Origin of the sequence: Nocardia sp. NPDC051750, assembly GCF_044453135.1 — a bacterium.
Taxonomy (GTDB): Bacteria; Actinomycetota; Actinomycetes; order Mycobacteriales; family Mycobacteriaceae; genus Nocardia.
Window position 1 is genome coordinate 759,899 of record NZ_JBITCK010000001.1, and the last position, 24,325, is coordinate 784,223.

General features: G+C 67.1%; 20 protein-coding genes. 5 read left to right on the forward strand and 15 right to left on the reverse strand.

Translation table 11 applies throughout. The features are described 5' to 3' along the window. Window positions 1–39 precede the first annotated feature (39 nt). Window positions 40–1,920 (forward strand): ABC transporter ATP-binding protein, encoded by a 1,881-nt coding sequence (locus ACIA75_RS03280; protein WP_397099386.1) that lies wholly within the window; start codon window positions 40–42, stop codon window positions 1,918–1,920. Window positions 1,921–2,001: 81 nt separating this feature from the next. Here ACIA75_RS03280 and ACIA75_RS03285 read toward each other — a convergent pair whose 3' ends face one another. The 7 genes from ACIA75_RS03285 to ACIA75_RS03315 all read right to left on the reverse strand — a co-directional run bounded on the left by ACIA75_RS03285 (window position 2,002) and on the right by ACIA75_RS03315 (window position 11,441). After that, complete coding sequence (locus ACIA75_RS03285; protein WP_397099388.1) at window positions 2,002–3,594, reverse strand: molybdopterin-dependent oxidoreductase; 1,593 nt, start codon at window positions 3,592–3,594, stop codon at window positions 2,002–2,004. A gap of 206 nt (window positions 3,595–3,800) precedes the next feature. Then, a complete protein-coding gene (locus ACIA75_RS03290; protein WP_397099390.1) occupies window positions 3,801–4,694 on the reverse strand; it encodes an anti-sigma factor domain-containing protein in 894 nt (297 codons plus the stop codon). After that, entirely contained in the window at window positions 4,687–5,370 is a 684-nt protein-coding gene (sigK, locus tag ACIA75_RS03295; RefSeq protein WP_397099392.1) for an ECF RNA polymerase sigma factor SigK, read from the reverse strand. Before sigK ends, ACIA75_RS03290 begins: the two co-directional genes overlap by 8 nt. A gap of 150 nt (window positions 5,371–5,520) precedes the next feature. After that, window positions 5,521–6,168 carry a fasciclin domain-containing protein gene (locus tag ACIA75_RS03300; protein WP_397099394.1) on the reverse strand — a complete coding sequence of 216 codons (648 nt, stop codon included), beginning with the start codon at window positions 6,166–6,168 and terminating at the stop codon, window positions 5,521–5,523. 167 nt (window positions 6,169–6,335) lie between these two features. Next, the gene (gene lon / locus ACIA75_RS03305) at window positions 6,336–8,678 is read right to left on the reverse strand and encodes an endopeptidase La (protein WP_397100885.1); all 2,343 of its coding nucleotides are present in this window, start codon (window positions 8,676–8,678) and stop codon (window positions 6,336–6,338) included. 241 nt (window positions 8,679–8,919) lie between these two features. Next, window positions 8,920–10,635, reverse strand: a complete 1,716-nt coding sequence (locus ACIA75_RS03310) for a thiamine pyrophosphate-binding protein (RefSeq protein WP_397099396.1) — start codon at window positions 10,633–10,635, stop codon at window positions 8,920–8,922. Next, on the reverse strand, window positions 10,632–11,441 hold the full coding sequence (locus tag ACIA75_RS03315; RefSeq protein ID WP_397099398.1) for a cyclase family protein: 810 nt from the start codon (window positions 11,439–11,441) through the stop codon (window positions 10,632–10,634). The genes ACIA75_RS03310 and ACIA75_RS03315 overlap by 4 nt, the downstream gene beginning before the upstream one ends. Before the next feature lie 166 nt (window positions 11,442–11,607). On the opposite strand from ACIA75_RS03315, the gene ACIA75_RS03320 reads away from it, so the two are divergent. The 4 genes from ACIA75_RS03320 (at window position 11,608) to ACIA75_RS03335 (ending at window position 15,447) form a co-directional block, all read left to right on the forward strand. Further along, entirely contained in the window at window positions 11,608–12,963 is a 1,356-nt protein-coding gene (locus ACIA75_RS03320) for a hypothetical protein (protein ID WP_397099400.1), read from the forward strand. Between the two features lie 239 nt (window positions 12,964–13,202). Beyond that, a complete protein-coding gene (locus tag ACIA75_RS03325; protein WP_397100887.1) occupies window positions 13,203–14,006 on the forward strand; it encodes a TIGR03084 family metal-binding protein in 804 nt (267 codons plus the stop codon). 361 nt (window positions 14,007–14,367) lie between these two features. Beyond that, window positions 14,368–14,841, forward strand: coding sequence for an SRPBCC family protein (locus ACIA75_RS03330; protein WP_397099402.1), 474 nt, complete (start codon window positions 14,368–14,370; stop codon window positions 14,839–14,841). Window positions 14,842–14,850: 9 nt separating this feature from the next. Then, entirely contained in the window at window positions 14,851–15,447 is a 597-nt protein-coding gene (locus tag ACIA75_RS03335; RefSeq protein ID WP_397099404.1) for a ribonuclease H, read from the forward strand. 106 nt (window positions 15,448–15,553) lie between these two features. Here the strand turns inward: ACIA75_RS03335 and ACIA75_RS03340 are convergent, their stop codons facing one another. The 8 genes from ACIA75_RS03340 to ACIA75_RS03375 all read right to left on the reverse strand — a co-directional run bounded on the left by ACIA75_RS03340 (window position 15,554) and on the right by ACIA75_RS03375 (window position 24,321). Next, on the reverse strand, window positions 15,554–16,180 hold the full coding sequence (locus ACIA75_RS03340; RefSeq protein ID WP_397099406.1) for a hypothetical protein: 627 nt from the start codon (window positions 16,178–16,180) through the stop codon (window positions 15,554–15,556). A gap of 40 nt (window positions 16,181–16,220) precedes the next feature. Then, window positions 16,221–17,222, reverse strand: coding sequence for a hypothetical protein (locus tag ACIA75_RS03345; protein ID WP_397099408.1), 1,002 nt, complete (start codon window positions 17,220–17,222; stop codon window positions 16,221–16,223). Window positions 17,223–17,408: 186 nt separating this feature from the next. Continuing rightward, window positions 17,409–18,569 (reverse strand): MlaD family protein, encoded by a 1,161-nt coding sequence (locus ACIA75_RS03350; protein WP_397099410.1) that lies wholly within the window; start codon window positions 18,567–18,569, stop codon window positions 17,409–17,411. Further along, window positions 18,569–19,663: an MCE family protein gene (locus tag ACIA75_RS03355; protein ID WP_397099412.1), complete on the reverse strand. Its 1,095-nt coding sequence runs from the start codon at window positions 19,661–19,663 to the stop codon at window positions 18,569–18,571. The genes ACIA75_RS03350 and ACIA75_RS03355 overlap by 1 nt, the downstream gene beginning before the upstream one ends. Then, window positions 19,660–20,760, reverse strand: a complete 1,101-nt coding sequence (locus ACIA75_RS03360) for an MCE family protein (protein WP_397099414.1) — start codon at window positions 20,758–20,760, stop codon at window positions 19,660–19,662. The genes ACIA75_RS03355 and ACIA75_RS03360 overlap by 4 nt, the downstream gene beginning before the upstream one ends. Further along, entirely contained in the window at window positions 20,757–21,755 is a 999-nt protein-coding gene (locus ACIA75_RS03365) for an MCE family protein (RefSeq protein WP_397099416.1), read from the reverse strand. Before ACIA75_RS03365 ends, ACIA75_RS03360 begins: the two co-directional genes overlap by 4 nt. Continuing rightward, a complete protein-coding gene (locus ACIA75_RS03370; RefSeq protein ID WP_397099418.1) occupies window positions 21,752–22,783 on the reverse strand; it encodes an MCE family protein in 1,032 nt (343 codons plus the stop codon). The genes ACIA75_RS03365 and ACIA75_RS03370 overlap by 4 nt, the downstream gene beginning before the upstream one ends. Then, window positions 22,780–24,321 (reverse strand): MlaD family protein, encoded by a 1,542-nt coding sequence (locus ACIA75_RS03375; protein ID WP_397099420.1) that lies wholly within the window; start codon window positions 24,319–24,321, stop codon window positions 22,780–22,782. The genes ACIA75_RS03370 and ACIA75_RS03375 overlap by 4 nt, the downstream gene beginning before the upstream one ends. Window positions 24,322–24,325: the final 4 nt, after the last annotated feature.

Below are 24,325 nucleotides of genomic sequence, written 5' to 3' on the forward strand. Positions count from 1 at the left end.
TGGAGTCGAATAGGGCTCCGGAGCGGAAGGACATGTCAGATGAGCATGGAATCGGTCGCCTGGGACCAGATGTACCGGCGCATGCACGCGCCCGAGGAACAGCGTGCCTTCAGCCTCGCCACCGCCCGGCGCATCCTGCGGTTCGCGCAGCCGCACCGCCGCCGGATGGGCGCGTTCCTGGCGTTCAGCGTGGTCGCCGCGGTCCTGGCGGTCGCGACGCCACTGCTCGCGGGCCGGGTGGTCGACGGTATCGTCAGCGGCTCCGCGCCGCGGACGGTGATCCTGCTGGCGCTGGCCATCGCCTGCCTCGCCGTCTTCGACGCCGGGCTCGGCCTCGTCATCCGGTGGCTCTCGGCGCGGATCGGCGAGGGTTTGATCCTCGACCTGCGCACCGCCGTGTTCGATCATGTGCAGCGGATGCCGATCGCCTTCTTCACCCGGACCCGCACCGGCGCACTGATCAGCCGGCTGAACAATGATGTGATCGGGGCGCAGCGGGCGTTCAGCGATACGTTGTCCGGGGTGGTCGCGAATCTCGTCACGGTCGCGCTCACCCTGGTGGTGATGCTCCAATTGTCCTGGCAGATAACGCTACTCGCGCTGTTGCTGCTACCGGTGTTCGTGATACCGGCCCGGCAAATGGGCAATCGGCTGGCCGATATCCAGCGGGAGGCGGCCGGATTGAACGCGTCCATGAGCACCCAGATGACCGAACGCTTCTCCGCACCCGGCGCAACCCTGGTGAAACTCTTCGGCCGGCCGCGGCAGGAATCCGACGAATTCGCCCTGCGCGCCCGGCGGGTGCGCGATATCGGCGTCCGCACCGCCATGCTGCAGACCGTATTCGTCACCGCGTTGACGCTGGTGTCGGCGCTGGCGGTGGCACTGGTGTACGGGTTGGGCGGCTGGTACGCGCTGCGCGGGCAGCTGGACGCCGGGGCGGTCGTCGCCCTGTCACTGCTGCTGACCAGGCTGTACTCCCCGCTCACCGCCTTGGCCAGCGCGCGGATGGAAGTGATGTCGGCACTGGTGAGCTTCGAGCGGGTATTCGAGGTGCTGGACCTGGAACCGCTGATCCAGGACGCTCCGGACGCCCGGCCGGTCCCCGAAGGCCCGGTCTCGGTGGAATTCGACGACGTACGCTTCGGGTACCCCGCTGCCGACAAGGTCTCGCTGGCCTCCCTCGAGGAGGTAGCGACGCTGGATACCCGGGGCGGCGAGGAAGTGCTGCACGGCATCTCCCTGCGTGCCGAACCCGGCGAACTGATCGCTCTGGTGGGCTCCTCCGGTGCGGGTAAATCGACCATCGCCCAGCTGGTTTCGCGGCTCTACGACGTCGATTCCGGTGCCGTGCGGCTGGGCGGGGCGGACGTCCGCGAATTGACCACCGGCTCGATCCAGGACACGGTCGGCCTGGTCACGCAGGACGGCCACCTGTTCCACGACACCATCCGGGCCAACCTGCTACTGGCCGCACCCGATGCCGGCGAGGCGCACCTGTGGGACGCGCTCGGCCGCGCCCGATTGGCCGACCTGGTCGCCTCGTTACCCGATGGGCTGGACACGGTGGTCGGGGAGCGTGGCTACCGGCTCTCCGGCGGGGAACGCCAGCGCCTGACCATCGCCCGCCTGCTGCTCAAACAACCGCGGGTGGTGATTCTCGACGAAGCCACCGCCTCCCTCGACTCCACCTCCGAAGCGGCGGTACAGGCCGCGCTGAACGAAGCGTTGCAGGGACGCACGGCCCTGGTGATCGCGCACCGGCTCTCGACCGTTCGCGCCGCCGACCAGATCCTGGTGGTGGAGGCCGGACGGATCGTGGAGCACGGATCGCATCCGGAGCTGCTCGCCGCGGACGGGCGCTACGCCGAGCTCTACCGCACCCAATTCGCCGATGATCCCGCTCCGGCCGCGGCCTGAAGGGCGCAGCTCATCCACAGGCTGCCCGGAACCACGCGATCCCCGGTACCGGCCATCCGGCCGGTACCGGGGCTGCCGATGTCATCGCACCCGGAAGGACCGCGAATGCCATCCGGTGGCACCGTCGGGTACCGGATCGGCCCGCTGTTCGGTCTGCACCCGGCCCTCCCCGTCGGTGGCGCGGACGCGCAGCGTGTGGTCCCCGGGTGTCGCGTCCCAGCGCCAGGTCCACTGCCGCCAGGTATCGAGCGAATACTCCGGAGCCAGGTCGGCCGGTTGCCAGGGGCCGTCGTCGACCTGGAGCTCGACCGCACTGATACCGCGATGTTGCGCCCAGGCCACCCCGGCAACAACGGTCTGCCCCGGAGCGACCCGTGCGAATGAGGCGGGAACGTCGATCCGGGACGCGGTTTTGATCGGGCCCCGAGCCGACCACCCGCGCCGGGTCCAGTAAGCCTGTGCCCTGTCGAATCTGGTGAGTTCGAGATCGACCACCCATTTGGTGGCACTGACGTATCCGTAGAGACCGGGGACCACCAGCCGGGCGGGATACCCGTGCTCGACCGGAAGCGGAGCACCGTTCATCCCGACCGCCAGCAGCGCGTCGCGACCGTCCGTCAGCGCCGCCACCGGTGTCCCCGCGGTGAATCCGTCCGCACTGGTGGACAGGACCATATCCGAGTCCGGGCGGACGCCGGCCTCGGCCAGCAGCTCCGCCAGCGGATATCCGATCCACCTCGCGTTTCCGATCAGATCACCCCCGACCTCGTTGGAGACGCAGGTCAGTGTGATGATCTTCTCCACCGCGGGCCGGCGCAGCAGATCGTCCATGGTCAGCTCGATCTCACGGTCGACCATGCCGTGGATACGCAACCGCCAGTTCTCACTCGTCACCGCCGGGATCCGCAGCGCGGTGTCGATTCGGTAGAAAGTGTCGTTCGGCGTGACGAATTCGGTGAGCCCGGACACCGGGGGATCGGTACCCGCCGGTGGCGGCGCCGCGGCGACTCGGGGCCGCGGCACGACGAAACGTTCCAGATCCGCGGTGACCGCGCGCATCCGCTCCCCGACCCAGCGTCCGGCCACCGCGGTTCCGGCCGCGACCGCGGTGGCTCCCGCCGCCAGCATCAGGAACCGGCGCCTGGACGGATCCATGGACCCACCTGCTCCGGGCATCGCATCCGGTGCCGAGCGCGGTGCGCGGGCTATCAGGAACCGCAAGGTGAGAATGCCCGCCGCAGTACCGAGGAGGACAGGAATCGCGAACACCGCGGTCGCGGTGGGCCGCGTCAGCACGATCACGCAGACGGCGAGTCCGAGCACCACCAGCAGCGCACTACCGTACGGCCGCCGCCGTTCCAGCAGGCCCACGCCAACAGCGAGGACCGCCGTCACCGCAGCCATGGCGAGGAACAGGACCAGCTTGTCCTGGGTGCCGAATTGTTCGATAGCGAACTCGCGCAACGCCTCCGGTGTATGGTCGATCACCGTTGCCCCGAGCGCCACGAACGGTGAGGCGTCGGGATCGATCAGACCGGCGAACAATTCCGCGATACCGAGAACCATCCCGGCGGCCACGAGCCCGCACACACCCGCGGCGCCCGCTCCCGGCGTCCCACGCCCCGCGGCCGGTTCCGGGGTTCGCCCAGCGGCCGGGTCCATTGTCTCGTGCATCTGCGCTCCTCCATCGGGCTCGTCGACCCGCCTGCCCGGGAATTCGTCGATCCACCCGTTGTGGATGGTGTCACTGCGGGCACAACCGGTGAAGGCAGCCGGGTCAGGCGTCACCGAACCGTCAGGAATCTGCAGCTGCCGATCTACAGATCGTTACCTGCTCGCGGTACTCGCGGGTTCCCGGTCTCGATATCGGCCGGAAGCGCTCAGCCCAGCGCGATCGCCCCCAGTGGCGTACCGGTCGGCGCCGGGGAACCGCCGTCGGGCTCGAGGGTCACCGCGAGCTGGTCGGAAACGGCGAACTCGGTGACATAGGGCGAACCTTCGGCGGGCAATCGGTCCAGCACGCCCGCCGAGCGCGGAACCCCGGCGGCATCGATCAACCACAACTGGTAGTCGCTTCCGTCCGGCGGCGCGGCCACCGCGTCGAAGGAAACGGTGGCCGCGCCCAGTTCGGCGGAAACGTGGACGGTGAGCGTTCCGCCGCCGAGCTCGGTGGTGGAGGTCCGGGCATCGGGCTGGTCACGCACCTCCTGCGCCGAGACGGTACCGCCGGGCGGCTCACCGGTGCGCTGGTCGAGTATGCCGATGCCGATGCCGATGGCCACCACCACCGCGGCGGCAGCCGCGAACCATCCCACCCGCCGTATTCTGCGCTGCCGGGCCCGCTCGAGCTCATCGGTGTCGTCACCGGCGGACGCGCCGGACGCGATCGGCACGCCGCTGCCCGTTCCTGCCGAATCCCGCGACGCCGGCGTATCCGTCCCGGGCAGCTGGTCCCGTCCGGCGGAAGCGGATTGCCGCTCGCCGGTGTGCACATCCGACCGCGCCCCCGGGCGGGAATCGAGCGCCGCGAGGATGCGCGCTTCCACGCGCGCAGGCGGCGCCTGCGCATCGAGGATGGACAGGGCACCCATCGCTTCGCGGATATCGCGCACGACGTTTTCGAATGACCGCGCGTCCGCCGGATCGGCGGTACGCAATCGCTGTTCGATATCGTCGCTTTCGGCGGCCGAAACCGCGTCGAGCGCGTACGGGATCGCTAGATCGACCAGGTCGCCGTTGCTGCCCGGTGAATCGGGCGGGGAGGTGTCAGGCATCGGTAGCAACCCCTGAGAGACAGTTCTGGAGCCGTTTCAGACCGTCACGGATCCGGCTCTTGATGGTGGGCAGTGGTGAATCGAGATGGTCGGCCACCTCGCGGTAGGTGCGTCCGCCGTAATAGGCGAGTGCGATGGTCTCGCGCTGCGTGGCAGTCAGCACTTCCAGACACTCGCGGACGGCCTGTTCGTCGAACCGCTGGTCGACCGTTTCGGCGACGATATCGTGGTCACGCCCCAAATTGCGGTGGCCGTACACGACATCGCGCCCGGCGGCCGACTCCTCAGCACGTACCCGGTCGACAGCGCGCCGGTGGGTGATCATCATCAACCAGCCGATCGCGCTGGACCGCGCCGGGTCGTACCGGGCCGCGGCAGACCAGACCTGGAGAAACACCTCCTGGGTGGTTTCCTCGGCAGCCGCCGGGCTGCGCAGGACCCGCCGCGCCAGCCCGAACACCCGGGGACTGGTCTCCCGGTAGAACCGGGTGAAGGATTCCCGGTCACCATTGCCCGCCGCGTGCAGCAGATCCGCGAGCCGGAGTTGGGTCGCGCGGTCATCGTGGCCTTCGGATCGGACCGGGCAGGCCGCCGCCTCGTTATCGCCGGCCTCGGCCCCCGGCCCGGCGATCCGGAGCCGGATCGGCCCGGAGTCGGATTCCGGCCAGTTCGTCATGATCGTGCCCTCGACTGCATGGCAAGGTGTTCGCCGCGCATGTTCACCCGGATGGCCACGAAACCCCAGCTGTTGCGCAGGTCACTTCTACGAGGCGGACGCATCATGGGATCAGTCTTGTCCATCGAGTGCCGGGACGCCGGAGAATTGTCAGGCAGGCGGCATGAGCACCCCGTCGATCATGTAGACCGTGGCGTTCGCGGTCTGCACTCCACCGCAGATCACCGATGCGTTCGCTACCTCGATATCGGCGCCGTCCCGCGTAACGGTCACGGTGTCACCCTGAACGGTCGGATGGTCGCCGGCGATTGCGCCGGGTTCGATCCGGCCCGGGATCACGTGATAAGTGAGGATGTCGGTCAGCGCCGCGGAATCGGTTTTCAGGCTTTCCAGAGTCGCCGGATCGATTTTCGCGAATGCCGAATCCACCGGCGCGAAAACGGTGAATTCGCCGCCGTTGAGCGTATCCACGAGGTTCACCTGCGGATTGAGTTGGCCGGACACTGCCTGCACGAGGGTTTTCAGCATCGGATTGTTGGCGGCCGCCACGGCGACCGGGTCCGCTGCCATGCCGGCCACCGACCCCGCACCGGTGGGCACCTGTGCGGCGTAGTCGGCGCAACCTGGACCGACGAGACCGGCAGCCGGATCATCCGCGGCCGCGGTGGTTGTCGTCGAGCCGGTCGCCGAAGTCGCTGTGCCCGCGGAACTGTCGTCACTGGTGCACGCTGTCGCGCCGATGAGCGCAGTCGAGGAGACAAGCGCAGCCAGGAGCGCAACACGCTGCATACTCTTCATGGATTTCCGTCACTTTCGGCCGGGACGACCTCGTTGGTCGCACAGCGAACATTGCAGGACGGAGTTCGGCTTGCCCGACGGCGCGGATGGGCAGACGGGCCGAGAGTCCGCGTAGGAACGGGCCGTGACAGTCCTGCGCGACTGCCACGACCCGTTGCTGCGTGCGATCAGACGGAGACGGCCAGTTGGCCACCGTCGAACGCCGGTTCCCGGACCGGCTCTATGGCGTAGGCCAGGATTTCGGCAACATCGCCCACCGGGCGGACATCGAGTTCGGCCAGCACATCGGCGGGAACGTCGTCGAGGTCAGGCTCGTTGCGGGCCGGGATGAACACCGTCTTCAGACCGGCGCGCTGGGCGGCGAGCAGCTTCTGCTTCACTCCGCCGATCGGGAGCACTCGGCCGTTCAGCGTGACCTCACCGGTCATTCCGACGTCGGAACGAACCGGACGCCCCAGTGCCAGCGAAACCAGCGCGGTGACCATGGTGACACCGGCGGACGGACCGTCCTTGGGCACGGCGCCGGCCGGGACGTGCAGGTGCAGGCTGCGGTCCAGGACCGAGGACTCGATACCGATCTCGCCCAGATGCGACCGCACGTAGGTCAGCGCGATCTGCGCCGATTCCTTCATGACGTCACCCAGTTGCCCCGTCAGCGTCAGCGACCGTTCGCCTTCGGCGTTGTTCGCCTCGATATAGAGGACGTCACCGCCGAGCCCGGTGACCGCCAGCCCTGTCGCCACGCCCGGCACCGCCGTACGTTCGGCCGAATCCGGGGTGAACCGCGGCCTGCCCAGGTACTCCTTCAAATCGGCGACATCGATGGTCAATGCTTCGCGGTCGGGGCTCGAAGCCGGCTGCTCCGTCGCTCCGGTGTCGTGGCCGAGTCCGGTTTCGATGTCGGCGCCGGACAGCCGGGTCGCGGCCTTGCGCAGCGCCTTGGCGATGAGCCGTTCCATCTGCCGGACCCCGGCTTCCCGGGTGTAGTCGGCCGCGATCTCGCGGAGCGCGGCATCGGTGACCCGCACCTCGTCGGAGGTCAACGCATTGCGTTCCAGCTGCCGGGGCAGCAGGAAATCGCGGGCGATGGCCACCTTGTCGTCTTCGGTGTAGCCGTCGACGGTGATCACTTCCATCCGGTCCAGCAGCGGGCCGGGGATGGTTTCCATGACATTCGCGGTCGCCAGGAACAGCACATCCGACAGGTCCAGGTCCATATCCAGGTAGTGGTCCCGGAAGGTGTGGTTCTGAGCCGGGTCGAGCACCTCGAGCAGCGCCGATGCGGGATCGCCGCGGAAATCCGCGCCGAGCTTGTCGACCTCGTCGAGCAACACCACCGGGTTCATCGAACCGGCCTCTTTGATCGCGCGCACGATCCGGCCGGGCAGCGCGCCGACATAGGTACGCCGGTGACCGCGGATCTCGGCCTCGTCCCGGACCCCGCCCAGCGCGACGCGCACGAACTTCCGGCCCAGCGCCCGCGCGACGGATTCCCCGAGCGAAGTCTTGCCGACACCGGGTGGACCGGCCAGGACCAGGACCGCGCCCGACCCACGCCCGCCGACGACCTCCAGCCCGCGCCGGGCCCGCCGGGCCCGGACCGCCAGGTATTCGACCATCCGGTCCTTGACCTCGTCCAAGCCGTGGTGGTCGGCGTCGAGCACGGCCCGAGCGGCCGACACATCGGTGGAATCGGTGGTTTTCACCGTCCACGGGAGTTCGAGCACGGTATCGAGCCAGGTGCGGATCCAGCCGGTTTCCGGACTCTGGTCACTGGACCGCTCCAACCGGCCCACCTCGCGCAAGGCCGCCTCCCGGACGGATTCGGGCAGGTCGGCCTGTTCGACCCGGGCCCGGTAATCGTCGGCGCCGTCGGGTTCGTCCTCGCCCAGTTCCTTACGGATGGCGTTGAGTTGCTGGCGCAGCAGGAATTCCCGCTGGCTCTTCTCCATGTTCTCGCGGACCTCGTCACCGATCTTCTCGGTGACCTCTGCCTCGGCGATGTGCGCCTTGGTCCATTCGATCAGGCGGTTCAGCCGGGCCGCGGTATCCGGGGTTTCGAGCAGTTCCCGTTTCTGGTCGGCGGTGAGGTAGGCGGCATAACCGGCCGTATCGGCGACGGCGGAGGGATCGGTGAGCTGGTTGAAGGCGTCGATCATCTGCCAGGCCTCGCGGCGTTGCAGTACGGAGACGACCAGCTTCTTGTACTCGTCGGCCAGTTCCCGGGTCCGGCCGTCGGCGGCGGATGTCTCGACCGGCTCGGCCTCGACCCACAGCGCGGCACCGGGGCCGGTGACACCGTGCCCGATCTTCGCGCGCCGCTCGGCCTTCAGCACCGCGGCCGGGGTACCGCCGCGCATCCGGCCGATCTGGTCGATGGTGGCGATCACGCCGTAGGCGGCGTACCCCTCGGTCAGACGGGGGGCGAGCAGTACGGTTCCGGTCTTCGCGGCCTGCGCGGCATCGATCGCGGCCTGCGCTGATTCGTCCAGTTCGATCGGGACGACCATGCCCGGCAGCACGATGGGATCGGTCAGGAACAGCACCGGAAGATTCAGTGGTGTAGTCACGAACACAACCTCCAATAGTTGAGCTATCCCGACTCAACTTCATGGAGGTGGTCATTGTTCCGCTGCCCGCCGATGTTCGCCCAGGGCGAAGAAGTCGATCCGGGTACCCCACGCCGTCGCTGCGCTCCCCTGGCCGTACCTTCGGTGGTGCGTACAGGCGGGCACCTCCGGGACCGGACGGTCAGTGTCCGGCGAATGCCTCGGCCAGCCACCATGCGCCACCGTCACTGGTGATTTTCGCGTCGATCACCAACGGCCGCGCCTTACCGTTCTGCCGATAGCGGTCGAGCCATTCGCGCACCGCGGCGAGGTCGCCGAGCGAGCGAACCGTGACGCCGGTCGCACCGAAACCTGCGGCAATGGCGGCGATATCGGTCTCCGGGAAGGTCACCGTGGTGTGGTCCGCGGTGGTGAAATGATGCACCTCGGCGCCGTAGGCGGAATCGTTGTACACGATCGCCACCAGCGGTATTTCCGCGCGCACCGCCGTCTCCAGTTCGGCGACCGCCATCAGGAACCCGCCGTCACCGGCCCCGAGGACGGGAAGCCGGCCGGGCTGGGCGAAGGCCGCGCCGATCGCGGTGTGCAGTCCGAGCCCGATCGATTGGAACGCCTGGGTGAAGCAGAAACCGAACTCGTCCGGTACCGATAGATGGGTGGCGGGATAGCCCATGAAGTTCCCGGAATCGATCGAGACGATCCGCTCCGCGGGCAGGATCTCGTCGAGCGCGATCGTCAGCGCCCGGGGATCGATCCGGTCACCCGTCGAGGTGTCGGCCACCGGAACATCCTGCCAGCGACTCGATTTCGCGATCAACGCGGCGACCTCCGCGGTGCGATAGCCGGTTACGGCCTCCGTACCGGACTCCCGGATCGCGGTAAGGACATCGTCGGCGGTCTGCCGGCAGTCGCCCAGCACTCCCAGGTCGACCGGGCGGTGCACGCCGAGGGCCGCCATATCGTCGTCGATCTGCACGATCCTGGTACCCGGGGAGATCAGGCGGCCGTGGCGGGTCGTCCAATCGTTCAGCGCACAGCCCCATCCGACGATCAGATCGGCGCCGGCGATGAGTTCGGCGGTGACCGGTGAGGCGAAACCGCCGGAGATTCCCAGGGCGAATTCGTCGCCGTTGAACAAGCCGTTCGCCACAGCGGAGGTGGCGACCAGCGCACCACAGATCCTGGCCAGTTCGGCGATGGCGGGTCCGGCGGCGCGACCGCCGCGACCGGCCACGAAGACCGGTTTGTGCGCACCGCGCAGAAGTTCGGCGAATCGAGCCATCGAGTCCCCATCGGGCCGGACAGGCGCCGGAGTCACCGCGGCCGCGATCGGTCCGGTCGCGGAGCAGGCCGCTGCCGCGATATCGATCGCCACATTGAGCACCACTGTGCGCCGCTGGCCCGCGGCCGTGCGGAAGGCGCGCGTCACATCGGCGACCGCGGTCTGCGCCGAATACACCCGATCACTCACCGCACCCACACTGCGGACCAGCGCCTCCTGATCGATCCGGAAATTGGATCGCAGCGCCGCGGCCGGGCTGTCCGCGGTCAGCACGATCATCGGGGTGCGGCTCTTGGCGGCCTCACCGATACCGGTCATCGCGTTGGTCAGTCCGCAGCCCTGGTGCAGGGAGACCACGCCGACCCGGCCCGACATGCGCGAATATGCATCGGCCATGGTCGCTGCACCGCCCTCGTGCCGCGTGGCGGTGAACGGCATCCCGCCCTGCCGGAGAGCTTCGGTCATCACGAAATTGCCGCTGCCGACCACGCCGAAGACATGACCGGCACCCAGATCGGCCAGGGCTCGGCCGACCACATCCGCCACCGTCGGGCCGTAAACCCGCCGCTCCGCGTTGTCCCGCCCGATCGAATCTGCCCGGTTCCCGGGCGTCATCCGAGCGCACCGTCCGGATCGATCACGGCGAGCACCCGGGCCGGGCTCCCGGTGCCCCCCACGATCGGCAGCGGGCTCACGACCAGCAGCGCGCCCGAGGCGGGCAGCCGCCCGAGGTTGCGCAGCGAGGTGATCCCGTACTTGTCGTTGCCGAGGAAGTAGTGGTGCACCGGGAAGGCCGGGTCGAAACCTCCGGCCAGGCCCGCGTCCACCCCGACCGTCTCCACTCCCAGCCCGGTGATGTCCCGTTCGGTGGCCAGCCACCGCGCACAGTCGACCGCCACACCCGGTGTATGCGAGCCGGTGTCGTCGGCATTGAGGAACGCCGCCTCGGAGTGGCCCCGCGACTCCCAGCCGGTGCGCAGCAGCAGCCACGTTCCCGCGGCCAGCCGGCCGTGTGCCTGCTCCCAGGTCTCCACATCGGCGATGGTGAGCAGGTAGTCCGGGTCGGCGGCGACCTGATCGGTCAGGTCGAGTACGGCGGCGCGCCCGAGGAGCCGGCGCACCGGGATCTGTGACACATCGTCACCGTCCCGTCCGGTCACCCAGTGCACCGGGGCGTCGAGATGGGTGCCGACGTGTTCCCCGGTGTGGATATTGTTGTGCCGCCAGAACGGTCCGGGCTCGTTGTAGGCGCTGACCTCCTCGAGACTGAAATCGATCAGGTTGGCGAACGGGGCGGGCAGGCGCAGCGCCGGGGTCGCGCTGCTCAGCGCAGTGGTCAGGTCGACCACTTCGAGCCGTCCGGTCGTGAGGGCGTCGAGGAAAGCCGGCAGTGTCGTGGCGGCGGCCTGGGGGTCGGTCATATCCGCACCTTATTCCGGTTTCGCCGGGGTGAGCAGACCGGCAGCGTGCGCCGGGCCGGCGCTCGCAACCCGGTCCGGCCCTGATTGACACCCGGGACGGCCCGGTGACAATGTGATCATCTCCGATCCACTCCAATCCACAATCCGGTCCGAAGGGGAGCGCGCGATGATCACCCTCTCGTCCGGAGTGTTGATCGATTGGGAGGAACTCACCGGCCAGACCAAATTCGTGGTCGACCTGATCAGTTTTCCGATTTTCAGCGCCGCGGCCGGCTGGTTCACCAACTGGACCGGTGTCGTGATGCTCTTCTGGCCGCTGCTCTTCCGCGGCGTCCGGATTCCGGGACTCGCCGTGCTGTACCCCTACCTACCCCGGCGCGTGCAGGTTCTGCCGACTTTCTCCGAGGACGGTTCCCGGCTCGGCTTCCAGGGTTTCATTCCGGCCCGGGCCGAGAAAATGGCCAGTATCTGCGTCGACAAAGCATTGATGCGGATCGGCAGTCCCCGGGATTTCATTCACGAACTCGACCTCGACGGTATCGCGGACTATGTCGCCGCGCTGGCCGGCAAACAGGTCAAACCCATCGTCGACGAGGTGATGAACCGGGAGAACCCGGATCTGTGGCAGACCCTGCCGCGGCAGATGCGCCAGCTCATCTACCAGCGGGTCGAACGGGAAATGCCCGATCTGTGCACGAAGGCGTTCGCGTCGCTCGGCGACAATGTCGATCAACTCATCGATATCAAGGGTTTCGTCATCCGCTATCTGCAGGACAATCCGCAGATCCTGAAGGACCTGACCACCACCATCGCGGCGCCGGAACTGAAGTTCATGGTGCGGATCGGTTTACTCGGAGCCCCGTTCGGTCTGCTGCTGGCCCTATATCTGCATATTCACCAGGACATACCGGTCTGGGGGTGGGTTCCGTCCTGGGTGATCGTGCTACTGGTGACAGCCCTTATCGGTGTGGTGGTGAACATCATCGCTATTCGCGTGGTGTTCACCCCCGGTGATCCCCAGCCCCGCTACAAATATTTGTGGAAACAGGCACTGCTGGCCAAACGGCAGCCGCAGGCCGCCACCGATCTCGCGCATATTCTCGCGTATCAGGTCCTCACCCTGCCGAACCTGTCCAACGAGCTGCTGAACGGACCCAACGGCGACAAGACCCGGCTGCTGCTCGAACAGCTCATCTCCGATGAGATCCACCGCCAGCTCGGCCGCACCACCTCGGTGGTGCGGGCCGCGTTCGGCCGCCGGCAGTTCGACAACCTGAAGGTCGGGGCGGCCGGTGCGGCGGTGGGGCTGGCCCCGACGCTGGTCGAGGACGCCGATTTCACCCGGGAGCAGGCCGAGAAGATCGATGAATTCGCGGCCCGCAAACTCCAGCAGCTGACGCCCGGCGAGTTCATGGAGATGTTCTACGCGTCGGTGGAACAGGATGCCTGGCTGCTGTATCTGCACGGGGCGGTGCTGGGCCTGTGCGTCGGCGCCACCCATCTCCTGATCTTCGGCTGGTAGTACCTCCGCCTCCCACCAAGGGAAAAACCAAGCACGCTTGCTTGTATTCGGTGCACGGCGCTGGAATGCTGAGCAGACACCGCCGATACCCGGCGTGCCGAACCGACCACGCCCTCCCGCCGGCCCGACAGCCTCGGGCCAGGAACGACGCACCTGGCCGGCGCCGGAACCTACGGCGCACCTGCCGGTGCGGGGCGCACAACGCACCTGCCGGGTGCCGCATGGAAGCGAACGAACCGATGGCCGACCTGAACTCCCTGCTCGACGATCTCGCTGCCGAGAGCGCCGAACTCGAAGCACTCGTCGCACCCCTGCCGCCCGAGCAGTGGGCGCGGCCCACCCCGGCCGCCGGCTGGACCATCGCCCATCAGATCGGACATCTGACCTGGACCGACGAGGTCGCCACGCTGGCCGCCACCGACGCCCGCACCGGGAGCACGGACTTCACCGAACTGCTGACCGAGGCCGCCCCCCGGATAGCGACCTTCGTCGACGACGCCGCCGCACTGGCCGCCGGTGCACCGGTTCCGGAGCTACTACAGCGCTGGCAGGACGGGCGCGCCGTGCTGGCCGAGGCGCTTCGCGCCGTGCCCGCCGACGCCAAGGTCGCCTGGTTCGGGCCGCCCATGCGCCCGGGCTCGATGGCCACCGCACGGCTGATGGAAACCTGGGCACACGGCCAAGATGTCGCGGACGCGCTCGGTATCCGCCGCGAGCCGACCGACCGGTTGCGCGCGGTGGCCCATATCGGTGTCCGCACCCGGGATTTCGCCTACGCAGTCCGGGAGCTGCCGCCCCCGGCGGACGAGTTCCGGGTAGAACTCACCGCACCGTCGGGAGCGCAGTGGTCCTGGGGCCCAGCGGACGCAGCACAGCGGATCAGCGGATCGGCACTCGATTTCTGCCTGCTGGTGACACAGCGCCGCCATCCGGACGATCTGGCGCTCCAGGCGACCGGGAAACAGGCGATGGAGTGGCTGACCATCGCGCAGGCCTTCGCGGGCCCGCCGGGGACAGGCCGCGAAGCGGGCGTCTTCAGCTGACGGGGACCGGCGAGCGTCGAACCAGGTTCCCGCGACAGCCGGACGTCGTTGGCCGGGGTGCCTGCGCACGACAGTCGAGTACGGCGCTCGCCGGCGGGTGTTAGGTACCCCGGCGACAGTCCACGAAACCCGGCGGGCAAAGCCGGGCGGGCCACACCGCAGGATCTCGACCGGAATGTGATGATCGTCTCGCCATGAGAGTGGTTTATCGCCCCGGCCCGGCAGCGACCTGCCCTGATAGGATCGCCCGGCCACTCGGCGGTAGCTCACACTCCAGCTGTACGGCTATCGAATCCCGGACTGCCAGAAATAAACCGGAAGGCTATAGTACTTTTGTCGGGCAGCCGTGGAGGGAGGGCCCGTGGGCTTCATCAAGTATGCAAGCGATGTGACGGCGCCGATCACCGTAGCCTTCGCTTATGCCGGCAATCCCCGGACGATCCCGCACTGGTTGGCGTACACCGAGCAGATCACGCCGCGCGGTGATATCGAGCGAGGTCTGGGCGCCCGGTACGACATCGGGCTCCGGCTCGGATTATGGCGACCCGTGCTGCACTGCGAGGTCACCGAGCACCGGCAGGACGCGGTTCTCGGCTACACCCTCACCGGTGGGCCTCTCACCGCCTGCCTGACCCTGCGCTTCGATCCGCTGGGCCGCGGGCGGTCGGTACTCACCTCCGAACTCGACTACACCGGATCACGCGGCTTCGCCGCCCCGCTCCGGGACAAGCCGCGGAACGCTCTGCTGCGCACCGCGCTGCGCCGCACCGAATCACGATTGCGCGCGGCTATCGAAGAAGTCCATGGCACCGATCTTGTCGGCCGACTTGCGTAAGGTACTGCCATGATCATCGTGAGTACCGACGGTTCGTGCCTGAGAAACCCCGGCGGAGCCATCGGCTGGGCGTGGGTCGATCACGCGGGCGGCGCCGAAAGTGGCGGCGCGGCAACAGGTACCAATCAGATCGCCGAGCTGCGTGCGGTCCTGGAGGCCATCCGGGCCCATCCGGGCTCCGATCCGCTGCTGATCGAAAGCGATTCGCTCTACGCGATCAAATGCGCCTCGGAATGGCTACCCAACTGGCGCAACAACGGCTGGCGCACCTCCACCGGCGCCGCGGTGAAGAACATCGAACTCATCCGCGATATCGACCACGCCATCGCGGCCCGCCCCGGCCCCGTCCGGTTCCGCTGGGTACGCGGACATGTGGGCAACTATTTCAACGAGCAGGCCGACGCCCTGGCCGGATCCGCCGCCCGCAAAGCCGCCGCGACCGCACCGCGCGAAGACCGCGCAACGGTCACCACTGCCCCGGCCCCGAGTACCGCCGACACCCGCCCGGCCCCCGAAACCTCCGCAGCAGCAGGGAAGGCTGCGGAACCGACGGCCGTACCGGCCGCCGGCTACGCGACAACAGCGCAGGCGCTCCACCTGTTCTGAACCAGGCGCAGCGCCCGCGCTGTTGTCGCTGTACTACCGATATGTGGATACCGCCCGAATAGCCTCCGGCGGTGGTGGCTCGACCCACCGCCGGAGGCGCCCGGAATCAGTTACCCGGTGCCGGAGCCGGTTGGTCTCCGGGAGCCGCCGGAGCGGGACCCGCCGGAGCCTGCTGGGCCGGATCGCCGCCCCCGCCCGCGAGCATGGCCAGCTCCCACTGGTTCACGATCCAGCGGTCGCCGTCCTTCTGCAGACCCGCGACCACCGCGATGTCCTGGCGTTTCGGTTCGGGTGTCACGGAGTTGGTCTTCATCAGCGCGATATTGACCAGAACCTTCGCGCTCTTCTCGTCACCGGACTGGAAACCGCAGGTCGATTCGTCGACCCAGGATTTCACCTTGGATTCGGTGAGCAGCTGGCGCAGGACGTCCCAGTTCTGTTCCAGCGACTGCACCACGTTGGCGGTGGCACCCTCTTTCATCGCCTTCAGGAAACCGTCGAGATCGCCCTGGTAGTCATAGGTGTTGGTTTCCCGGGCGAAATCACAAGCCGCCCGGGTGGATTCATCCTGCGCGGACAATTCGCCCTGGTTCTGCTGGAAGGCACGGAAATAGACAACTCCCGCGGCGACCAGTGCCACCAGCACCACACCGGTGACGAAAGCGACCACTACCGGGAGTATCCCGGAGTTGCCGTCGGTGTTCTGCGCTGCCGCGGTCTCGTTCTTCGCCATAGCTTCGAGTCCTAACTTCTGGTTCGTCTCGCGGCTGCCGCTACTGCTGCATCATCGGCGTATCGAAATTGGCGACCAGCCAGGTGCCGTCGACCCGCTCCATATCGACGTTGGCCGCCACCTTGACCCGTCCCGGAGCCTGCTGTTGCGGGCCGCCGACCGTGGTGAACTGCTGGTCGATGACCAGCACCACCCGGGCCTTGTCGTCCGAACCGGACTCGTAGCCGCACTGCACATCGGCGGCGGTGGAGTTGACCTGGGTCTCGGCGAACCGCGCCTTCAGGTCGGGTCCGATCTGGGAGACCAGCTTCTTCCATTCGCCGGTGGCGGTCTGATCGAGCCGCGTCACGTAGTCGTCGGCCTTGTCGCCGGTGTAGGTGGCGAAGCTGGTCCCGAAATCGCAGGCGGCCTTGGTGGCCGCGGCGCGGCGGTCCAGCTCGTCCTGGCGATCGCCGGCGAGGAAGAAGAACACCCCGACGGCCACCAGCGCGGCGATAAGCAGCACCGCGGCGCCGGCTACGACCGGAATAGGGAAACGCGAACCGAGACGCGAAGATTTCCCGGCCTCGGTGCCGGACTCCGATTTCTCGGCGCCGGCGCCGGAGGTTGCGCCGGGTTTGTTCAGCTTGACGGTTTCTTCGGAAGCCGGATCATCCGAAGCGGACTTGCCCAGCTCGACCGTTTCGTCGGCACCGGGCTCGGCGGTGTCGTCAGCAGCGGATTTCCCGGCCGCGACCGTCGACGCCTCCACAGCCTTGCCGAGCACAACCGTCTCGTCTCCGGCTGCCGGTTCCGCTTTGTCCCCGCTGCCGGACGACTCGGCGGCCGCGGCCTTCTCGATCTTCGCTGTGGCGTCCGGATCCGGATTGTCGACCTTCACGGTCGCGTCCGGATCCGGCTTCTCGGCCTGCACCGTAGCGTCCGTGTCGCCGGAATCCGCGGCACCGGTATCGCCCGACGGTTCGGACGCCGCCGGCGTCTCGGCGCCGGCTGTGGATTTGCTCTCGGAGGTGGTGCGCTCAGCCGCGGCGTCCGCTGGCACACCAGTGCCTTCCGGCTCCAAAGGGTCGGAGACGGGTTTTTCTGTGGACATCTGTACTGTTCACACCTTTCCGGCGCAGCTGCACGAGCGCCGTAATCTACCGGTCGGAAAAAGGACCGCCGGGTGTGGCGGGCATCTCTGCGAGAGTATGCACCGTCGCACCCGGCGCCGGACGACCGGTCTCTGCTACCGCACGGGCGGCAGCGTACGTTCGTTCGGATCCACCCCCGGCGGCATGTTTGCACCGTTGTCCGGCACGTTCGGTCGCGGGGCGTTGGCCGCGCCACGGATCTGCTGTCCGGGGCCGGGGTTGTCGCAGTAGTTCCACATCGGCAGCGTGCCGTCCTGTACCACCTGGGTCTTGATCGGAGTGGACTGGTACTGGCAGTACGGCCGGAACCAGATATCCAACATGGCGTGGAACTCGTTGTCGTGGGCGGGAACGCCCAGCGCCGCGCCGCCCTGTTCGAGCGCGGGGAACAGCGCCGCCAGCGCGGGTGTGCGCAACTGGGCTGCCCGGGTCACCGCGACGAAATTGTTGACCAGGGCGGTGATCGGGTCGCTGGTGGCGTCCAGCGTCGCGGTGACACTCGCGAACTGGCCCGGCGCCTGATCCAGCACATTGATCAGCTCGGCATTCGCCTTGTTGAACTGATCGAACAGCACCTGCGAATTCGCGGTCAGGGTACCGAGATCCGGCTGGGCCTGGGAGGTGGTCGCGGCGATGGTGCGCAGATTCGCGATCAGGTTCGTGGTCTGCGGCAGCAGCGAGTCCAACCCGGCCGTCACCAGGCTGACGCCTTCGATCAGCGAACGCATCTGGTCCGGGCCACCGCTGAGCGCGGTGTCGAGTTCCCGCAGGATCACCGAGAAGTGCTCCGGGTCGACCTGCGCGATGAGATCGCTGGAGTTCTCCAGCACCGCGGAGATCGGCACCGGAGTGCTGACGCGCTCCGGATCGAAGGTGATCTCCGAACCGTCGGTCAGATACGGCCCCTGGTCCGTGGCGGGGCGGAAGTCGATGTACTGCTCACCCGCCCCGGACAGGGCCTGCACCGCGACGTCGGTGTCCACCGCGATATCCCACCGGGAATCGATCTCGGCCTCGGCCTGGATACCGGCGCCGTTGTCGACGAGTTCGAGGCTGCTCACCTCGCCGACCCGGAAGCCGCGCAGGGTGACATCGTTACCGGGCTGCAGACCGCCGGAGCGGTCCAGGTTCACGACCACCGTGTAAGTGCTGCGCAGCGGGTTCACCCGCATCACATTGACCAGCAGATAGGTTCCGCCGATGAGCAGCGCCAGGACGATGCCGATATTCGACCACAGGATCTTGCTCTTGAACATCACTGGCCTCCCACGCGCTGCTGGACGACCTGGAGGATCTGGATCAGGCTGCCCGCGAAATCCTGTAGATCGCGCACGTCGTAGAAGTGGCTGGTGCCCGGGGCGGTCAGCATCGCGATATCGAGATTGGTGACGTTGACCTGGGCGGCCAGGCTGCTGCCACGGAAAGTGGCATCCACCGGGCCGCGCAGTTCGTGCAGGATATCCATGAGCGCACCGAATTTGTCCCCGGTGGCCGCGAGTGCCCCCATCAGGCTGTTCAGGCCGTCCAGCGTGCCGGCCAGATCGCCGCCGGTGGTGTTCGCGTAATCCCCGAGGGCGGCGCTGGTGGTGGCGATCTTGCTCAGCAGATCGCCGAGCGCCCGGTTGTTCTCGGCGACCGCGCCGATCATATCCGGCAGCGTATCGGCAACTTGGCCGAGTTCGGTGCGCCGGTTGTCGAGGGTGTCGGCCAGCGTGCCGAATTCGGCCAGCACACTGTCGATTCGCGCCGAATTCGCGTTGATACTGGACACCACGCCGGTGATCTCGTTGACCAGGTGGACCACCTGATCGCTGCGCCCGCCGACAATGGAATCCAGTTCGGTACCCAGCCGGGTGAGGTGGGCGATACCGCCGCCGTTGAACATCAGCGAGACCGAGAGCAGCAACTCCTCCACCGTGGCACCGGCGGACGTCTGCTCGAGGGTCAGCTTGTCGCCGTCCTCGAGCAGCGCCGTTCCGGGTTCGGTCTGCGGTTTGGCTACCGCGATGAAAACATCGCCGAGCGGGGTTGCCTGGCGCAGTTCGGCGGTGGTCCCGACCGGGAGTTCGATGTCCTTGCGGATCTCCATATCGACGATGGCCTGGAAGTTCCGGGTCTCGATCTTGGTGACCACACCGACATCGGAACCGCCGACCTTCACCTTCGCCTGATCTGGCAGGTTCAGCGCATTGTCGAATACTGCTTGCAGAGTGAAGGTTTCACCGCCGGTCCCCGGTTTCGGCAGCGGAATATCCTCCACCGTCAAACCGCAGCCGGAGGCCAGCAGCACCGTCCCGGCCGCCGCCAGGGCGGCTACCGTGCGGCGGGCCCGTCGGATTGTTTGCATCATTTCGTCAGTCCCAGCAGTGCGGCGGTGAGTCCGAAGTCCGGTCCGAAGTCTTCGGGCCGGCCGGTCCGGCAGCCATCGGATTTCATCTGAATCCGTTCACAGAACAGGCTCACGATTTCACCGCCCGCGAGGTTGGTGCCGATCAGCGCGTGCAACCGGACGTAGCCCTGCTCGTAGTTCATCGAGCGGTGGATGTTCTGCAGCAGCATCGGCGCGACGTCGACCACCTCGGTGACGCCGTGGGCGTTCTGCCGCAGCTGGTCGATCACCGTGTTCATCCGGGTCAGCGTGTCCACCAGCTGATCCTGGTGCTGCCCGAAGATCGAGCTCGTGTTGTTCAGGAAGTCGTAGAGCTGCTGCAGCGTAGCCTGCAGGCCGGGCGCCTGCTCGGCCAGCATGGTGGTCATCTGCGTGGCCTGGTTACTGAAATCGCGGACGGCCTGGTCGTTCTCGGCCAGCATCGTGGTCAGCTCGTTGAGCTTGGTGATGATGTTGGCGATGGCGCCCTTGTTGTCGACACCGACCTTCAACGCGCCGGACAGCGCATTGAGGGTGTCGCGCATCTTCTCGCCCTGACCGTTGAGCATCGGGTAGAGCACCCGGCCCGACAGCGGACCGAGCCCTTCCTGACCCTCCTGCGGTTTCAGCGCGTCGGCGAACTGGTCGATGGTCTTGAGCATGGTGTCCAGCTCGACCGGGACGTCGGTTTTCTCCAGCGGCAGATGGTCGCCGTCTTCGAGCGTGTCGCCCTCGACATAGCGCGGCGTGAACTCGATATGCCGGTTGGTGACGATCGACGGTGAAACCACCACGGCCATCGCCGATTTAGGGATTTCCACGTCACCGTCGATGGTCATGTGGACTTCCACCAGGTCACCATGCGGAACGATCTTGTCGACCGTGCCGACCTGGAGCCCGAGCACGGTGATCGGGTTGCCCTCGAACATACCGGCGATATTCTCGAAATCGGCGGTGATCTTCATATCGCCACCGACCGCACTGTTCACCATCGAACAGCTACCGAGCGCCAGCGCCGTCGCGCCGATGGCCACCGCCTTGGCGGTTTTTTTCACGAGGCCGATGTTCAACGGATTCATCCCTGGCACCCCTCGGCGACTTGGGCGAAGCACAACCAGTTGTCCGGGAACAGCCACGGGATGCCGACCTCGGCGTAGTTGCCGTTACCCCAGGCATTGGTGAGGTAGCGCACCGACGGCGGCATGATCGACAGCAACCGGTCCAGGTTGTCCTTGTTCTTCTGCAGGCCCGAGGCCATGATGTTCAGCTGGTCCAGCGTGCCGCTGAACTGGTCGTTGTTCTGCGCACCGATCGCCTGCAGCTGTGCGGTCAGGGTGGCCACATTGTCCAAGAGGGTCCGCAGCAGCTGCTGGCGTTCCACCACCCGCGAGGCGATGGCCTCACCCTGGGTGATGATCAGCAGGGCGCTGTTGCGGTTGTCGGCCAGGATGGTGGTCACCCGGTCGAGGTCCTTCAGCAATTGGCTGACATCGTCCTTACGGCCGTCGATCACCTTGGCCAGCGCACCGATACTGTCCAGCGACTGGACAACCAGTTCCGGGGAACCCGCCAGCTGATCGTTGAACAGATTCAGCGATTCGGCGAGTTTGCCGGGATCGAGTTCCTGGAACTCCGGGGTGCCCTTGTCGACCACGTCGGCGAGATCGTAGGGAACCGCGGTGTTGTTCTTCGGGATCCGGTTGTCCGGCAGCCCGGAGCCGTCACCGGGTTCCAGGTCGACGTAGCGCGCACCGAGCAGGGTGGCCATCTTGATGGACGCCCGGGCGTCGGGCCCGAGTTCCACATCGCCGTCCACCTGCAGGGTCACCAGTACGTGGTCACCCTCGAGCTCGGCCCCGGACACCGTGCCGACCGGCACGCCGGCCACATCGACCTTGTCTCCGACCGTGATGCCCGCAGACTGGACGAACTCGGCCTTGATCGACTGCTTTCCTAGACCGAAATTACTGAACAGGGTCGACGCCAGCACCAGTGCAGCGACGACTACGACACCGACGATGCCGAGGCCGAAATACCGATTGTTGTTGAACCAGGTCTTCAATTTCGTCATCATGGCCGGCACACCGCCGATTGAGAATTGCCGCCGATCTGCGAGAACAGACCGCGGGGGAACAGGACTCCGTACAGCGAGACATCCAGCCGGCAGATATACGCGTTCGCGTAGGCGCCTTCGGAGGTGAAACGTCCCGCGTCGGCGAGGATGGCCGGCAGGTCGATTGCCGCCTGATCCAGTTTGGCGCCGTTGGCCAGGAACAGGGTCAAAGCGTCACGTGTCGAATTCTGGACCGCCTCCAGCTTGGGCTGGATATTTCCCACCATCCCGACGAGCGCGGTGGTGGCCCCCGCGATCTGCTCGGTCGACCCGAGCAGCGACTGGCCCTGCTCGTACAGGCCGCCGATCAGCGCCCGGGTCTGGGTTATCAGCGTCTCCAATTCGTCCCCTCGTTTGGCCAGACCAGCCATCACGCCACTGAGGTTGGTGATCACATCGCTGAGGATGGCGTCGCGCCGCTGGAAATCGGTGGCCATGGTGGCGGCCTGGGTGATGAACGAACTCAACGAGACCCGATCGCCCTGCAGGGCGAGGATGAAGGTCTCCGAGAGCCGGTTCACCTGCTCGGGTTCGAGCACCTCGAACAGCGGCTGGAATCCGTTGAGCAGCGCCGAGACATCGAAGGAAGGCTCGGTGCGGTCGACGGGGATGGTGGCGTCCTCCGGCAGCTGGGACGCATCCCCGCCGGAGCCCGGCGCCAGCGCCACATAGCGCTGACCGATCAGGTTCTGGTATCGGACCAGCGCTTTCGTGTTGCCGAAGAGGGTCTGATCATCCTGGACGATGAAGGTCACTTTGGCGTTGGAGTCGTCGGTCAGTTCGACATTCTCGACCTTCCCGACCCGCACACCCGCCATCCGGACATCGTCGCCCTCGCGCAGGCCCAGCACATCGGTGAAGACCGCGGAATACGTTTTCGTACCGCCGTCGACCGTGCGGGCCAGCGTATTCCACACGAGCACGGTGACCAGCACCGATACCAACGCGAACAGGCCGAACCCAATCAGCGGTTTCCGGACCCCCTTCACGCGGACGCCTCCTCGGTCACTTGCAAGGTCCCGCCTTCGAGAATCGAACTCAACATCAGGTACTCCACTGAGGTCGGCTTCCGGCCGAGCAGGGCCGTCACAGCCGCGTCGCCCTCATAGGTGATCGGCCGGGCCGCGGGTGCGGCGCCGTTACCGCTGTCCGCCGCCGGTGCGGCAGCACCGGGTTCGGCCGGCGGAGCCGCGGGCTGGTCACCGGGCTGCGCGGCCGGCGCGGGGGCCGGTGCACCGGGCATACCCGGAAGTTGCGGCAGCCCCTGCGGGAACAAACCCTCCAGCGGCGTGCCGGCGAACGGGTTGTTCACCGGAGGCGCGGCCGGAGCCGGCGCGCCGGCCTCAGTCGTGAAACCGGGGATCGGCGGCAGGCCGGGGATCGGCGGCAGCACCGGCAGTCCGTCTGCGGCAGCGAGCCGGCGCGGTTTCAGCTGTTCCGGGATGTACCCCGGGTCAGCGACAGCGGGCGCGGTCGCACAGCTCGGTCCGGCCAGATCGCCGTAGCGGGGGCAGTCCGCGACGGTGTTCGGGTTGAACGGCGTGAACGAGACACCGGCGTTCCACACCATCTGCCGCTGCGGCCCCCAGGTGAACGTCGTGCTCAGGGCCCGGGCCGAGTCGTTCAGGTTGCTGATCGCGTTGGTGATGGCGGCCGGATTGGCGGCCAGCGCACCGAAGGTCTGGTTCGTACCGACGGTGAGCTCTTTGCCGATATTCGGGTTCCGCGCGAACAGATCGTTGACCTGGTCGACCATGCTGCTGGCACCGCTGATCACATTGACCAGCTGCTCGCGCCGGTCGGCGATGGTGCTCGCCGTCTGCACCGAGGAGGCCAGTACATCCATCAGTTCGGGCGCCGACTCGTTCAGCGCATGCGCCGAATTCGCGAAATCGTCCAGGAAGACACCGAGATCCGGAATCGACTGGTCGACCGTGGTGAGCCAGTGGTCGAGCCGTTCGACGGTCGAACCGGGCACCCGTCCGCTGCCGTCGAGGGCGTAGGACAGGGTGCCCAGAACACGCCCGAACTGCATCGGGTCGATCTTGTCGAGAATGTTCTGGACCGTGGTCAGCGTGTCCTGCAGGGCGATGGTGCCCTGGCTCTTGTCCTCGGCGATCTCCGCGCCTTCTTCGAGGTGGCCCTCGCTCGGACCGTTGTAGAGCAGCTCCACGGAGGTGACGGCGAACAGGTTGCTGGGCACCACCCGGGCGGTGACCGTCGCCGGGATCTGCTCGACGAACTCCGGCTTCAGCTCGATTTTCACCTCTTGGAGTTCACCCTGGGCGGCCACGGACACGGTATCGACCGCACCGACCAGCACTCCACGGAACTTCACGTCCGCTTTCTGCGGCAGGCCGTCACCGGTGGTGGTCAGGTTCGCGGTCACCCGCACCTTTTCCACGAAGTAGCCCTGGTAACGCGCCATCAGGAAACCGAGCACCACGGCGAAGACAACGAGGCCGCAGATGCCGGCGATGAACAATTGCTTCATCGTGGGCCCACGCCCACTCGGATCGATGATCATTCGG